At 70.6% G+C, this 13,808-nt stretch carries 12 protein-coding genes and 2 tRNA genes; 6 read left to right on the forward strand and 8 right to left on the reverse strand.

Annotation, left to right across the window (positions count from 1 at the left end):
• The first annotated feature begins 11 nt into the window (after positions 1 to 11).
• Together rsgA and ACIG0D_RS13770 are read left to right on the forward strand one after the other, a co-directional pair.
• Entirely contained in the window at positions 12 to 1,022 is a 1,011-nt protein-coding gene (rsgA, locus tag ACIG0D_RS13765; protein WP_399799700.1) for a ribosome small subunit-dependent GTPase A, read from the forward strand.
• A gap of 135 nt (positions 1,023 to 1,157) precedes the next feature.
• A complete protein-coding gene (locus tag ACIG0D_RS13770; RefSeq protein WP_399799702.1) occupies positions 1,158 to 1,481 on the forward strand; it encodes a DMT family transporter in 324 nt (107 codons plus the stop codon).
• 7 nt (positions 1,482 to 1,488) lie between these two features.
• Here the strand turns inward: ACIG0D_RS13770 and ACIG0D_RS13775 are convergent, their stop codons facing one another.
• Positions 1,489 to 2,160 (reverse strand): TetR/AcrR family transcriptional regulator, encoded by a 672-nt coding sequence (locus ACIG0D_RS13775; RefSeq protein ID WP_399799704.1) that lies wholly within the window; start codon positions 2,158 to 2,160, stop codon positions 1,489 to 1,491.
• A 143-nt stretch (positions 2,161 to 2,303) separates the two neighbouring features.
• Positions 2,304 to 2,768, reverse strand: coding sequence for a hypothetical protein (locus tag ACIG0D_RS13780; protein WP_399799706.1), 465 nt, complete (start codon positions 2,766 to 2,768; stop codon positions 2,304 to 2,306).
• 77 nt (positions 2,769 to 2,845) lie between these two features.
• On the opposite strand from ACIG0D_RS13780, the gene hisN reads away from it, so the two are divergent.
• Together hisN and ACIG0D_RS13790 are read left to right on the forward strand one after the other, a co-directional pair.
• On the forward strand, positions 2,846 to 3,646 hold the full coding sequence (gene hisN, locus ACIG0D_RS13785; protein ID WP_399799708.1) for a histidinol-phosphatase: 801 nt from the start codon (positions 2,846 to 2,848) through the stop codon (positions 3,644 to 3,646).
• Positions 3,647 to 3,781: 135 nt separating this feature from the next.
• Positions 3,782 to 4,192 carry a cyclic nucleotide-binding/CBS domain-containing protein gene (locus ACIG0D_RS13790; RefSeq protein WP_399799710.1) on the forward strand — a complete coding sequence of 137 codons (411 nt, stop codon included), beginning with the start codon at positions 3,782 to 3,784 and terminating at the stop codon, positions 4,190 to 4,192.
• Positions 4,193 to 4,334: 142 nt separating this feature from the next.
• On the opposite strand, the gene ACIG0D_RS13795 is transcribed toward ACIG0D_RS13790, so the two are convergent.
• Complete coding sequence (locus ACIG0D_RS13795) at positions 4,335 to 5,789, reverse strand: catalase (RefSeq protein ID WP_399799713.1); 1,455 nt, start codon at positions 5,787 to 5,789, stop codon at positions 4,335 to 4,337.
• 152 nt (positions 5,790 to 5,941) lie between these two features.
• Here ACIG0D_RS13795 and ACIG0D_RS13800 point away from each other — a divergent pair, with 152 nt between their 5' ends.
• Positions 5,942 to 6,358, forward strand: a complete 417-nt coding sequence (locus ACIG0D_RS13800) for a Fur family transcriptional regulator (protein WP_365757874.1) — start codon at positions 5,942 to 5,944, stop codon at positions 6,356 to 6,358.
• A 153-nt stretch (positions 6,359 to 6,511) separates the two neighbouring features.
• On the opposite strand, the gene ACIG0D_RS13805 is transcribed toward ACIG0D_RS13800, so the two are convergent.
• The 4 genes from ACIG0D_RS13805 to ACIG0D_RS13820 all read right to left on the reverse strand — a co-directional run bounded on the left by ACIG0D_RS13805 (position 6,512) and on the right by ACIG0D_RS13820 (position 11,848).
• Positions 6,512 to 6,585: transfer RNA gene (locus ACIG0D_RS13805), tRNA-Met, on the reverse strand.
• A gap of 98 nt (positions 6,586 to 6,683) precedes the next feature.
• Positions 6,684 to 8,537 (reverse strand): sel1 repeat family protein, encoded by a 1,854-nt coding sequence (locus tag ACIG0D_RS13810; protein ID WP_399799716.1) that lies wholly within the window; start codon positions 8,535 to 8,537, stop codon positions 6,684 to 6,686.
• A 206-nt stretch (positions 8,538 to 8,743) separates the two neighbouring features.
• Positions 8,744 to 8,817, reverse strand: a tRNA-Met gene (locus ACIG0D_RS13815).
• A 43-nt stretch (positions 8,818 to 8,860) separates the two neighbouring features.
• Positions 8,861 to 11,848, reverse strand: coding sequence for a UPF0182 family protein (locus ACIG0D_RS13820; protein WP_399800284.1), 2,988 nt, complete (start codon positions 11,846 to 11,848; stop codon positions 8,861 to 8,863).
• Positions 11,849 to 12,011: 163 nt separating this feature from the next.
• Here ACIG0D_RS13820 and ACIG0D_RS13825 point away from each other — a divergent pair, with 163 nt between their 5' ends.
• Positions 12,012 to 12,557 carry a PPA1309 family protein gene (locus ACIG0D_RS13825; RefSeq protein WP_399799719.1) on the forward strand — a complete coding sequence of 182 codons (546 nt, stop codon included), beginning with the start codon at positions 12,012 to 12,014 and terminating at the stop codon, positions 12,555 to 12,557.
• Between the two features lie 98 nt (positions 12,558 to 12,655).
• Here the strand turns inward: ACIG0D_RS13825 and ACIG0D_RS13830 are convergent, their stop codons facing one another.
• Entirely contained in the window at positions 12,656 to 13,753 is a 1,098-nt protein-coding gene (locus tag ACIG0D_RS13830; RefSeq protein WP_399799721.1) for a PDZ domain-containing protein, read from the reverse strand.
• Between the last annotated feature and the right edge of the window lie 55 nt (positions 13,754 to 13,808).

Genomic DNA, 13,808 nt, shown 5'->3' on the forward strand with positions numbered 1-13,808 from the left:
GGGACACACGCATGCGCCGCTACGGCAAGCACACCGACGAGGACGACATCCGCAGCCGCCCCAACCGCAAGGGCAACCGGCCGCGTACGCACATCCGGCCCAAGCACGAGGACGCCGCCGAGGGCATGGTCCTCACCGTCGACCGGGGCCGCCTGACCTGCCTGGTCGAGGACCGCGTGGTGATGGCGATGAAGGCCCGTGAACTGGGCCGCAAGGCGGCCGTGGTCGGCGACCGGGTGGCCCTGGTCGGCGATCTGTCCGGCAAGAAGGACACGCTCGCGCGGATCGTGCGGATCGAGGAGCGCTCCTCGGTGCTGCGCCGCACGGCCGACGACGACGATCCGTTCGAGCGCGTGGTCGTCGCCAACGCCGACCAGCTCGCCATCGTCACCGCCCTCGCCGACCCCGAGCCCCGCCCGCGGCTGATCGACCGCTGTCTGGTGGCGGCGTACGACGGCGGTCTCACCCCGCTGCTGGTGATGACGAAGTCGGACCTCGCCCCGCCGGACAAGCTGCTGGAGCTGTACGGCGACCTGGACATCCCGTATGTCGTCACCAGCCGTGAGGAACTGGAGAACGGCGACGCGGCGGACCGGGTGCGCGAGCACCTGGGCGGCAAGATCACCGCCTTCGTCGGCCACTCCGGTGTCGGCAAGACGACCCTGGTCAACGCGCTGGTGCCCGAGGAGCGACGCCGGCTGACCGGCCATGTGAACGCGGTGACGGGCCGCGGTCGGCACACCACGACCTCCGCACTGGCGCTCCCCCTCGCCGGCGTGGACGGCTGGGTGGTCGACACTCCGGGCGTACGGTCGTTCGGCCTCGCCCACATCGATCCGTCCCGGGTGATCCACGCCTTCCCCGACCTGGTGCCGGGCACCGAGGGGTGTCCGCGCGCGTGCGGTCACGACGAGCCGGACTGCGCGCTGGACGACTGGGTCGCCGGGGGCCACGCCGACCCGGCCCGCCTGTACTCGCTGCGCCGGCTGCTCGCCACGCGGGAGCGGCGGGAAGGCGACTGACCTCCGCGTTGTTTGTCCTGGGGTAGGTCCGGTAAGGGCATAATCGCACCGAGCCAGAAGCAAGCCTGACCAAAACCGGGCGAAGCGGCCACAGTGCGCAACGGGGATTCACGGGGACAAACGGGAGGACAGCACATGGCGTGGCTGCTGGTCATCGTGGCCGGATTGCTCGAAACCGGTTTCGCTGTCTGCCTCAAGCTCTCGCACGGCTTCACCCGGCTGTGGCCGACGATCGCCTTCGCCGCCTTCGCCCTGGGCAGCTTCGGTCTGCTCACCCTGTCCCTGAAGAAGCTCGACGTGGGTCCGGCGTACGCCGTGTGGACCGGAATCGGGGCGGCGGGCACCGCCATCTACGGAATGATCTTCCTCGGCGACATCGTGTCCACGCTGAAGATCGTCTCGATCAGCCTGGTGATCATCGGCGTGATCGGACTCCAGCTGTCCGGCTCGGCACACTGAGTCGACCTCAGACCGGCTGCCGGGGCAGCACCGCGCGCACCAGCTCGGCGACGCCGCCCTCGCCCGGCGGGGCGGCCACACAGGACAGGGCCAGCCGGACCACCAGCTCGCAGGAGCGGGCCAGTTCGGCGTCCTCCGCCTTGTCCCGGCCGGTCCCGTCGCCGGGGCCGGTGAGGACGGCGACGGCACGGTCGCGCACCAGGGCCACGAAGTTGCCGGGTGACGGCAGCGGCCCGTCCGCGCGCCGCTGCGCGGGCACGGCGGTGGTGGGCGGTACGGCGGCGAGGGCCGGGGCGGGCAGCCGCTCGCTCCAGCAGCCGGTGAGCAGGGCACGGACCAGCGCGTTCTCCCGGGCGGCCGTGGCGATCCACTCGGCGGCGGCGGTGAGCCGCTGTCCGGTTTCCACCCGGGGGTCCTCCGGGCGCGCGTCAGTGTGGGGGTCCGCGCGGGAGGGCGCCGGCACGGTGAGCGCGCGGTCGACCCCCGCCAGATACGCGTCCGCCTCCCGCCGCACCAGTGCGCGGGCGAGACCGTCCTTGCTGCCGAACTCGTTGTACAGCGTCTGCCGGGAGACCCCGGCCGCCGCGGCCACGTCCACCATCCGCACCGCCGACCACGGCCTGCGCGCCAGCGCCCGGTAAGCGGCGTCCAGCAGGGACTCCCGCGCTGCAGGCATCATCGCCTCCCTCGCCGACCGGCGGCTCTGCGCCCAGATTTGACGCGGCCAAAACCACTGTCAAGGGTTCACGCAGGCACAAAGGGCGCACGAGAGACCGCGCGCGGGGCGGCGGAGCGGGGCGCTGGACGTTCGGCGAGGTCAGGTCAGTCGTAGAAGAAGAGTTCCAGGTCCTCCACCGACCCAGGCCCGTACAGGAACCCCTCGGCGCGGGCCACCTCCGCCCCGGGCGGGGTCTCGCCGGCCGGGAGCCGCCGCATCCACAGCTCGCCCTGCTCGCCGACCGCGTAGATCCCGGAGAGCAGGACGGCCATGCCCGCGGAGCGCGGCGGGCGGCGCCCGGCGACGGGCGTGAGGTCCCAGCCTCCGGCGCGGGCGGCCAGCCGGAGCGCTCCGGCCCAGTGGGCGATCCGCCCGAGCCGGACGGGCCAGAGGTCACCGGTGAAGGGAGGCAGCCGTCCGCCGTGGAGGGGGTTGGTCGCGGCTCCGACGTCCGCCATCACCTGCCGCTCCACGGCGTCGCGCGCCCAGTGCCCCTCCTGGGCGTCCTCGATCGCGGCGGACAGCCACTCCTCCGCGCTGTCGAGCCGCGCCGCGAACGTGTCGTGCATGCCCGCAGCATCGCATCCCCCGGCAGCGGCGGGCCCCGTGTGGCCCCGCACCTCGCAGGCCGGATACCGTTCCTCACATGCCGGACTACCTCAACGACCTCCGCCTCGCCCACGTCCTCGCGGACGCCGCAGACGCCGCCACCATGGACCGCTTCAAGGCCATCGACCTCAAGGTCGAGACGAAGCCGGACATGACCCCGGTCAGCGAAGCGGACCAAGCCGCCGAGGAGCTCATCCGCGGCCAGCTCCAGCGCGCCCGGCCGCGGGACGCGATCCTCGGCGAGGAGTACGGCGTCGAGGGCACCGGACCCCGCCGCTGGGTGATCGACCCGATCGACGGCACCAAGAACTATGTGCGCGGCGTCCCCGTCTGGGCGACCCTGATCGCGCTGATGGAGGCCGGGGAGGGCGGGTACCAGCCCGTCGTCGGCGTGGTCTCCGCGCCCGCGCTCGGCCGCCGCTGGTGGGCGGCGAAGGGTCATGGCGCGTTCAGCGGGCGCAGCCTGCAGAAGGCGACCCGGCTGCACGTCTCGCGAGTCTCGAAGCTCGCGGACGCCTCGTTCGCGTACTCCTCGCTCTCCGGCTGGGAGGAGCAGGGCCGGCTGAACGGCTTCCTGGACCTGACCCGCGAGGTCTGGCGCACGCGCGCGTACGGCGACTTCTGGCCGTACATGATGGTGGCCGAGGGCTCGGTGGACCTGTGCGCGGAGCCCGAGCTGTCGCTGTGGGACATGGCGGCGAACGCCATCATCGTCACCGAGGCGGGCGGCACCTTCACCGGCCTCGACGGACGCCCGGGTCCGCACAGCGGCAACGCGGCGGCGTCGAACGGCCTCCTCCACGACGAGCTGCTGGGCTACCTGAATCAGCGCTACTGAGCTTCACGCGCCCCCTTGTTGACCCTCCCTTTGCCTGCCACTCTGAGAGTCCCCCCACTTGTGAATTTGTGAATCCCGGAACAAGCCCTGACCCGGGGCCTGACCAGGGGATTCCTTAGGAGGTGGCTCCAGCCCATGCTCGTCCGCGACGCCATGAGCACCGTCGTCCTCACCATCGGCCCCACCCACACCCTCCGCCAGGCCGCTGCCCTGATGGCCGCCCGCCGCGTCGGCGCGGCCGTCGTCCACGACCCGGACGCCGGCGGTATCGGCATCCTGACCGAACGCGACATCCTCAACTCCGTGGGCCTCGGGCAGGACCCGGACACGGAGTGCGCGCACGCCCACACCACCACCGACGTCGTCTTCGCCACCCCGGCCTGGACCCTGGAGGAGGCGGCCCGCGCCATGGCGCACGGCGGCTTCCGGCATCTGATCGTCCTCGACCGGGACGAGCCGGCCGGCATCGTCTCGGTCCGCGACCTCATCCGCTGCTGGGTCCCGGCGAAACTGCACAGGGCCACCGCGCCGGCCGTATCGGCGTAGAGCACCGCCCGCATCCGCGCAGATCAACGGCCGTATCCGCGCAGACCACCGGCCGTACCGGCGTGGAACGCACGGCGGGCCGGGCCCCGAGGGGAACCCGGCCCGCCGCCTACGGCAAGCGATCCAGTGCTGGTGGGGTTGTTCAGCCGCGCAGGGCCTGGACCGCGGCCTCCAGCCGCTTGCCGAAGTCGGCGTCCGCGTTGCGGAAGTTGCCGATCGCGCGCTCGACGATGTCCTCGCGCGAGACCTTGGCGATGAAGCCCGCCAGGTTGTTGATCAGCCGCTTCTGCTCGTCGGCGCTCATCAGCCGGTAGAGGTTGCCCGCCTGGACGAAGTCGTCGTCCTCGGTGTGGCGCGGGGTCGGGTGGTTGCCGGTGCCGCCGGTGAAGGCGTCGAACGGCTGCCACAGCGGCCGGCCCGTCTGCTGCGGACCGCCGAAGCTGTTCGGCTCGTAGTTCTTGGCGCCGCCGTGCCGGCCGTCGTAGAGGAAGCCGTCGCGGGAGTTGGTGTTCGCCACGGTCGCGTGCGGGCGGTTCACCGGCAGGTGGTCGGCGTTGATGCCGACGCGGTAGCGGTGCGCGTCGCCGTAGGCGAACAGCCGGCCCTGGAGCATCTTGTCCGGCGAGGGGCCGATACCCGGCACGAAGTGCGCGGGCGAGAAGATCGACTGCTCGACCTCGGCGAAGATGTTCCGCGGGTTGCGGTTGAGCTCCAGCTTGCCGATCTCGATGACCGGGTAGTCCGCGTGCGGCCACACCTTGGTCAGGTCGAACGGGTTGAAGCGGTACGTCGCCGCCTCGGCCGCCGGCATGATCTGCACACCCACGGTCCAGCTCGGGAACTCGCCGCGCTCGATGGCCTCGCGCAGGTCGCGCTGGTGGGAGTCGGGGTCCTCACCGGCGAGCCTGTTGGCCTCTTCCTGGGTGAGGTTCTTGATGCCCTGGTCGGTCTTGAAGTGGTACTTGACCCAGAAGACCTCGCCGGCCTCGTTGTTCCACTGGAAGGTGTGCGAGCCGAAGCCGTCCATGTGCCGGTACGAGGCGGGGATGCCGCGGTCGCCGAACAGCCAGGTCACCTGGTGCGTGGACTCCGGGCTCAGGCTCCAGAAGTCCCAGACGTTGTCCGCCTCCTGGGAGCCCGTGTACGGGTCGCGCTTCTGGGTGTGGATGAAGTCCGGGAACTTGATCGCGTCGCGGATGAAGAACACCGGGGTGTTGTTGCCGACGAGGTCGTAGTTGCCCTCCTCGGTGTAGAACTTCACCGCGAAGCCGCGCGGGTCGCGGACGGCGTCCGCGGCGCCGAGGTTGCCGGCCACGGTGGAGAACCGCAGGAACACCTCGGTCTGCTTGCCGACCTCGGAGAGGAACTTGGCCCGCGTGTACTTCGTGACATCGGCGGTCACCGTGAAGGTGCCGTAGGCGCCGGCGCCGCGGGCGTGCACGACTCGCTCCGGGATGCGCTCGCGGTTGAAGTGGGCCAGCTTCTCCAGGAGGAGCTGGTCCTGGACGAGCACCGGGCCGCCGACGCCCGCCGTCTCGCTGTTCTGGTTGTCGGCTACCGGAGCACCGGCCTCGGTGGTGAGCGGTCCCTGAGTCACGGACGCACCTTCCTGTCTTCCCTGTCCCTTGTTCTAACGCCGATCTCGATCCTACAATAGACATTGTCTAAGTCAAGCAAGTCTCCAATCCAGGGGAGACTCCAACTTCACACCCATTCGGGATACAGGTCCCCTGCTGTTAGGCTGGTGCCATGAGCGACCTTCTTGATCGACTGCGCGGACGCGGATGGCGGATGACCGCGCAGCGGCGTGTTGTGGCCGAGGTCCTCGACGGCGAGCACGTTCACCTCACGGCCGACGAGGTCCACGCCCGAGCCGTCGCGAAGCTGCCCGAGATCTCCCGGGCGACCGTCTACAACACCCTCGGCGAGCTGGTCTCCCTGGGCGAGGTCATCGAGGTCACCACCGACAAGCGAGCCAAGCGGTACGACCCGAACGCACACCGCCCGCACCACCACCTGGTGTGCGCCCAGTGCGGCTCGATCCGCGACGTCCACCCCACGGGCAACCCGCTGGCCGACCTCCCCGACTCCGAGCGCTTCGGCTTCACGGTCTCGGACGTCGAGGTCACCTACCGCGGCATCTGCCCGAACTGCGCCTCGGCGTAGCTCTCACTCCACGGCAAGGCCCCGGCACCCACCTGGTGCCGGGGCCTTCCGCATGCCAGGCGCATAGGCATGGGCGCGGACAGTGCTCACGCACGGAACGCGGAGAAACACCGAGGGCCGGAACCCTTTCGGATTCCGGCCCTCGATCTTCAGTAGCGGGGACAGGATTTGAACCTGCGACCTCTGGGTTATGAGCCCAGCGAGCTACCGAGCTGCTCCACCCCGCGTCGACGAATGCAACATTACGTCAACGTGCCGCCCGAGGCAAATCGCGTCGACGCGGTGGCCCGGAGGGGCGGGGTGCAGGACGACGATCGAGACGCCCTCACGCCGACAGTTCCTCCCGCAGCGCGTCCCGCAGCCGCGCCGCCCGCTCGGCCACCTCCGCCGGCCCCAGCGAGACCGCGAGATCCGCCCAGCGCTGCCCTTCGACCAGCTCGCCGCGACGCGCGTAGACGAGGGCGAGCCGGAGCGCCGCCCGCCCGTGCCCGTCGTCGGCGGCGCGCTTCCACCACATGACCGCCTCGGGCTCGCTCCCCTCCCGGGCCAGCAGCAGTCCGAGATTGAACGCCCCGTTCCGGGAGCCAGCCTCGGCCGCCTCCCGGTACCACCGCGCCGCCTCGACGACGTCCCCCCGCGCCGCCGCCAGCATCCCCACCCGCACCTGCGCCCGCCGATGCCCCTGCGACGCCGCCCGCTCGTACCACTCCTCGCACTCGGTCCGCCGGTGCACCGGCTCCCCCAGCTCCGGCCCGGCCCCCGCCGGCTGCCGCGCGTCGAGCACGGTCGCCAGCCGGTACGCCGCCTCCGCGCTCCCCCCGCCCGCCGCGCACCGCAGATGCCGCTCCGCCTCCTGCTCGTCGCCCTCCCGCAGCCGCGCGATCCCGACCTGGAGCGCCGCCTCCGTATGCCCGGCCGCAGCCGCCCGCTCGTACCACCGCAGGGCGGCCTCCTCCTCCCCCCGCCCCGCGTAGAGAATCCCTAGGTTGAACGCCGCGTCGACGCTCCCCGCCTCCGCGGCCTTGGAGAACCAGGGCTCCGCCCCGGTCTCGTCCCCGCCCTGGAGCAGCAGGATCGCCAGCGCGTTCGCCGCCTCCCGGTGCCCGGCGTACGCCGCCCGCCGGTACCACTGCTCGGCCTGCGCGGTCCGTCCCTGCTCGGCGCAGAGCAGCCCCAGGTTGTAGGCGCCGTTCACGTCCCCGGCGTCCATCGCCGCCCGGTACCACCGCTCCGCGGTCTGTGTCTGCCCGCGCTCGGCGTGCAGCGCGCCGAGCGCGTTGGCCGCGTTGCCGTCGCCCTCCTGCGCGGCCCGCAGCCACCACACGGCGGCGCTCTCCTCGTCGCCGGCGTCGCGCAGCAGGAACCCGAGCGCGCACGCGGCCCGCGCCTCCCCGTCCTTCGCGGACGTCAGATACCAGCGGCCGGCCTCCTTCAGCTCACCGCGCCGCTCCAGGATCGCCCCGAGGTACAGCGCGGCCCGCCGGTGACCGCGCGCGGCGGCCTGCCGGTACCACTGCTCGGCCTCCTCCGCCGCCCCAGCCGCACCACCGCCACCGCCACCGCCTCCCGCCCCGCATACGACACCGTTGTCACCGTCGGTGTCCCCCGCGGCGGCGGCTCTCCGGTCCAGCGCGCGCGCCAGCCGGTACGCCCCCTCCCGGTGCCCCCGCTCGGCGGCGGCCCGCATCCACTTCTCGGCCTCGGTGTCCCCGCGGTGCTCCAGCAGATCGGCGAGCGCGTACGCGCCCAGCACATGCCCCTGCTCGGCGGACTGGCGCAGCCAGTACTCGGCGGCGGGCTCGTCCCCGCGCTCGCGGTAGTGCCGCCCGAGCGCGTGCGCCGCCGCCGCCGAACCGGCGACGGCGGCGATCCGCCACCAGCCCGCGGCCTCGTCGGGGTATCCCCGCTGGTACAGCAGGACGCCCAGGTTGTTGGCGGCGGCCCGGTCCCCGGCGGCGGTCGCGGCACGCAGATGGGGCTCGGCTCCGTCGAGATCGCCGCGGCGCAGCAGCATCGCCCCGAGAACGCTCATCGCCTCGATGTCACCGGCCTCCGCGGCGAGTCGCTGCCGCGCCTCCTCGGCCGCCTCGGCGGCCTCGTCACGGGTTTCCTCCTGGCCGGTCGGCTGCACAAACCGCCCTGTCTCGAACAGAGTTGCCATGTCCCCCATAACGTCCATCGTCGCACCACCCGCAACCCGGGTACACCTCGTATACCGAAGCCAGTGAGGTCACTTCAGCGTTTTGTCGACATGCCCACAGAGAGACAAGTCAAACACAGATTTCCCAACTCCCCACGGCGGCACGGCGATGCACCGCATCGGCACATGAGTTCGCACATGCCGAAGGCCCGGATCCCTGTGAGGATCCGGGCCTTCGATTTCAGTAGCGGGGACAGGATTTGAACCTGCGACCTCTGGGTTATGAGCCCAGCGAGCTACCGAGCTGCTCCACCCCGCGCCGTTGTTCCTCAACCGTATCACGGCGCGGGGGGAGCACTTGATCAGTTATCTGAGCCGGGCTTCGGGCTGGGACTGGCGGAAGCGCCCGAGTCACCGCCACCGCCGCCGTCACCGCCGGCCTCTCCGCCGGAGCCACCGCCTGCGCCGGTCCTGTCGGCGCGCCCCTGAGCCTCCTCGGCTCGCTTCAGCGCGTCCTCCAGGTCCTGCTGCGCCCGGCCGTACGCCTCCCAGTCGCCCTTCTGCAGGGCCTCCTGGCCGGCGTCGAACGCCTTCTGCGCGTCGGCGAGTGCCTCTTCGACGGTCGGGTCCCCGGTCGTCGGCGGCTGGGTCGGCTCGTCGCGGCCACCGTCGTCGCCCTCGTCCTCGGGCGGCTGCGGAGCCGAACCCTCCGCGCCGAACACCTTGTTGAGGGCTTCCTCGAGGGTGTCCTCGAACGCGGTGTTGCCGCCGTAGGTCACCAGGACCTTGCGCAGCAGCGGGTACTTCAGCCCGCCACCGCGGACGTAGACCGGTTCCACGTAGAGCAGTCCGCCGTCGAGCGGCACCGTCAGCAGGTTGCCGTACTCGACCTCCGAGTCACCGCCTCGCAGCAGCCTGATGGACTCGGCGATGTCCTGTTCGGAGTTGAACTGGCTCTGCACCTGCTTGGGTCCGGAGACCGTGGTGCTCGTCGGCAGTTTCAGGATTCTGATCTGCCCGTAGCCGCTGGTGCCCGCCTCCGCGTCGACCGCCATGAACGCACTCAGGTTGTCGCGGCCGTTGGGCGTGAAGGTGGTCGTCAGCGAGAACGCCTGTTCCTTCTGGTCGGGCATCTTCATGCTCAGGTAGTACGGCGGCACCGCGTCGCCCGTCTTGTTGGTCGGGTCGTCCGGCACCTGCCACACCTCGCTGCCGCTGAGGAACGTCTCGGCGTCCTTCACGTGGTAGCGGGTGAGCAGTTCGCGCTGCACCTTGAACAGGTCCTGCGGGTAGCGCAGGTGGGCCATCAGCTCCTCGGAGATCGCGCTCTTCGGCTCGACCGTGTCCGGGAACGCCTTCATCCAGGTCTTCAGGACCGGGTCCTGGGTGTCCCACTGGTAGAGCTTGACCTCGCCGGTGTACGCGTCGACGGTCGCCTTCACCGAGTTGCGGATGTAGTTGACCTGGTTCTGCTGGGCGACCACCGCGCGCTGGTCGTTGGTCGCGGTCAGCGAGTCCGCGGTGGTGTCACCGAGGGTCGTACGGGAGGCGTACGGGTAGCCGTTCGTCGTCGTGTACGCGTCGACGATCCACTGGATCTTGCCGTTCACGACCGCCGGGTAGGCGTCGCCGTCGATGGTCAGCCACGGGGCGACCGCCTCGACGCGCTCCTTGGGCGTGCGGTTGTACAGGATCCGCGAACCCTCGCCGATGGCGCCCGAGTAGAGGATCTGCGGCTCGTTGAACGCCACCGCGTACGCGGCCCGGTTGACGGGGTCGGAGAGGTTGACCCCGCTGTCCGCCCGGTAGCTGTAGGTCTTCTCGCCGCTGTCGTCGGAGTAGTCGATCTCCTTCTGGGGACCGCCGACGATCGAGTACGTGGTGGTCTTCTCGCCGTAGTAGATCCGCTGCTGGTACTCGGGCAGGTCGCCCTTGGACGGCAGGTCGGACTCGGTGAAGACCGGGCGGCCCTCGGAGTCGGCGGTGGTGCCCTTGGCGGCGACCACGCCGTAGCCGTGGGTGTAGCGGAAGTGGTTGTTGATCCAGTTCTTCTTCGGGATGCCGGCGAGGTTCAGCTCGCGCAGACCGATGACCGTGTCCTGGTCCTTGCCGTCCTGGCTGTAGCGGTCGACGTCCAGGTTGGTCGGGAACGCGTAGTAGTTCCGCATCTGCTGGAGCTGCTGGAACGTCGGCGAGACGATGTTCGGGTCCATGATCCGGATGCTCGCCGCGCCGTCCGCGTCGTCCCGCAGCTGCGCCTTGTCCTCGGTCTTGCTGGTCCCCGGGTAGTCGCTGACCTTGGTCCCGTCGATGCCGTAGGCCTCACGCGTGGCCTTGAGGTTCTTCTCGACGTACGGCGCTTCCTTGGCCTGCTCGTTCGGCTGGACCTGGAACTTCTGGACGATCGCCGGGTACAGCCCGCCGATCAGGATCGCCGAGAGCACCATCAGGCCGAAGCCGATCAGCGGCAGCTGCCAGGTGCGGCGCCAGATCGTGGCGAAGAACAGCAGCGCGCAGATGACGGCGATGCAGAACAGGATCGTCTTGGCCGGCAGATAGGCGTTGGCGTCCACATACCTGAGGCCGGTCCAGTTGTCCGTCGCCTTGAAGTCGCTGGACTTCACCGCGAGGCCGTACCGGTCGAGCCAGTAGGCGACCGCCTTCAGGGCGACGAAGATGCCGATCAGCACCGACAGGTGCCCGGTCGCGGCGGCCGTGGCGCGGGCGCCGGGGCTGGTGACGCGCAGCCCGCCGTACAGGTAGTGGGTGAGCGCGGCGGCGATCACGGACAGGATCACGGCGGCGAAGCCGAAGCCGAGCAGGAACCGGTACCAGGGCAGGTCGAACGCGTAGAACTTCACGTCCAGGTGGAACTGCGGGTCCTTCTGCCCGAAGGGCACGCCGTTGACCCACATCAGCCAGGTCCGCCACTGACCGGAGGCGGAGGCGCCGGCGATCAGCCCGACCAGGGCCGTGATCCCCAGCAGCAGCCACTTCTTGTACGGCGCGATGCCCATCCGGTAGCGGTCGAGGCTCTGCTGCTCCATCGACATCGCGCTCAGCGGCGGCCGCAGCCGGTGCGCCAGCCAGATGTTGAAGCCGACCGCCAGGGCCATGAGCAGGCCGAAGACGAAGAAGAGTCCGATCTTGGTCCACAGGGTGGTGGTGAAGACGGACGAGTAGTTCACCGACCGGTACCAGAGCCAGTCCGTCCAGAAGCCCGCGAACATGGTGAACGCCATGCCGAGCACGGCAAGGACGCCCAGTGTCATGAGCAGGGTCCGGACACGCCGGGACGGGCGGCCCACTCTGATCCGTGGCCCCGTCGGGCCTCCGCCGCGGTCCGGCATCTGGAAAGCCAAGGTGGCACCTCGAAAGTCGCTGTTGGTCTGTCAGGCCCCCGGTGTCGCGGGCCGTGGGACGGGCCCCGTGATCGTAGGCCCTCACCTATGCAACTTACTCACGCTTTACTCGGTTCCCGATTCCGGGCGGGAACGAGGCAGGATTGTGACCATGTCCAACACTCCCATGGCGGCGAGCCCGCTCACCCGGGCCGTGCTCGAGATCGACGAGTACGCCTCCGGCCTCGGCTGGGACCAGCCCGCCCGCCTTTTCGCCCTCGTAGACACCGCGCGGTTGCGGGCCCAGGAACCCGCCCTCGCGGCGCAGCTCGGCCTGGGGGACGAGCAGGAGACCTCCGCCGGTCTCACCCCGATCGAGCAGGACGAAGTGCCGACGGACAAGCCGCTCGACGAGTTCCTCGGCACGATCGCCTGGCCCGACGCGGTGGACGGCTGCGCGCTCACCGTGGAGCGCCTGATGCTGCCGCCGTCCGCGGAGGCCCAGGTTCCGCAGGATCTGGACGAGGCCGCGCTGACGAAGTGGGTGGCCGAGCACCCCGAGCGTCAGGAGGTCCGGATGACGGTCGCCGTCCTGCGCGACGGCGCTCGTGAGTCGGCCCTGCGGCTGCGCGAGAAGGACTCGCCGACCGAGGTGCTCACCGGCTCCGACCTGGTGCCGGGCCTGGCGGAGGCGCTGGCGGCGACGTTCGAGGACTGAGAGAGGCCGTTACGGTGCCGGGGGCGCTCCGCGAGACGCGGGGCGCCCCCGCCATGTCCGGGCACCGTCTCCACCACACTGCCGACGGGTGCGGCGGATCAGCCCTTGGTGGTGCACTTCGGCAGGTCGGCGGTGTCGCCGCTGCGGATGTCCTTCAGGGCGCCGAGCGCGTCGTCGATGGTGTCCACCTTGACGAGGGTGAGGCCCTCGGGGGTGTCCTTGGCGGCGGCGGCGCAGTTGTCGGCGGGCGTCAGGAAGAACTCGGCGCCCTTGCCGCGCGCGCCGACGGTCTTCATCTCGACCCCGCCGATGGGTCCGACCTTGCCGTCGTCGTCGATGGTCCCGGTCCCGGCGACGAAACGGCCGCCGGTGAGGCTGCCCGGGGTGAGCTTGTCGTAGATGCCGAGGGCGAACATCAGTCCGGCGCTGGGCCCGCCGACGTCGGCGAGCTTGATGTCGATGCTGAACGGGAACGTGTGATCGGTACCGGCGGAGATCCCGACGATGGCCCGCTTCTCACCGCCGTCGTCGGAGGTCTTCGTGGTGATGACGACGTTCTCGGTCTTCTGCGGCGCCCGCTTCTCCTTCTCCGCGGCGGCCTGCTCCTTGGCCGGCACGATCGTGAAGCGCACGTCCTCGCCGGGCTTGTGCTTGGTCACCAGCTCGGCGACGTCGGCGGGCTCCTTGACGGCCGTACCGTCGACCGCCTTGATCACATCGCCCGCGTGCAGCCTGCCCTCGGCCGGCGAGCCCTTGACCACGGTGGAGACGATCACCCAGGACTGCACCGGGATGTCCAGTTCCTTCAGGGCGGCGACCTTGGCGCTCTCCTGGGACTGGCTGAACTCCTCGGCGTTCTCCTGGGTGGACTCCTCCTCGGTCTTGCCGTCCGGGTAGAGGGTGTCGTGCGGGACCACCTTGTTGTCGTGCGCGAGCCAGCCGTAGACCGCCTCAACCAGGTTCATCCGGTAGTCGGCGCTGGTCACGCGGACGGTGGTCATGTTCAGGTGACCGTCCGTCGGATACGTCTTCCGCCCGGAGATCTGCAGCACCGGCTCGCCGTCGTGCTCGCCCAGCGTGTTCACCGTCGGCCCCGGGGACATCTCCGAATACGGCACGGGGATGAGGACTCCCGCGCACAGGAGCGCGATCAGCATCAGGGTGGAGGCGAGCATCGTCGCAGTGCGGCGTGGCATGCCTCGACAGTACGGGACGCTTCTGTCAGCACACCGTCAGGGCGGCCCCCGCTGC

The organism is Streptomyces sp. NPDC052773 (assembly GCF_044547145.1).
Classification (GTDB): domain Bacteria; phylum Actinomycetota; class Actinomycetes; order Streptomycetales; family Streptomycetaceae; genus Streptomyces.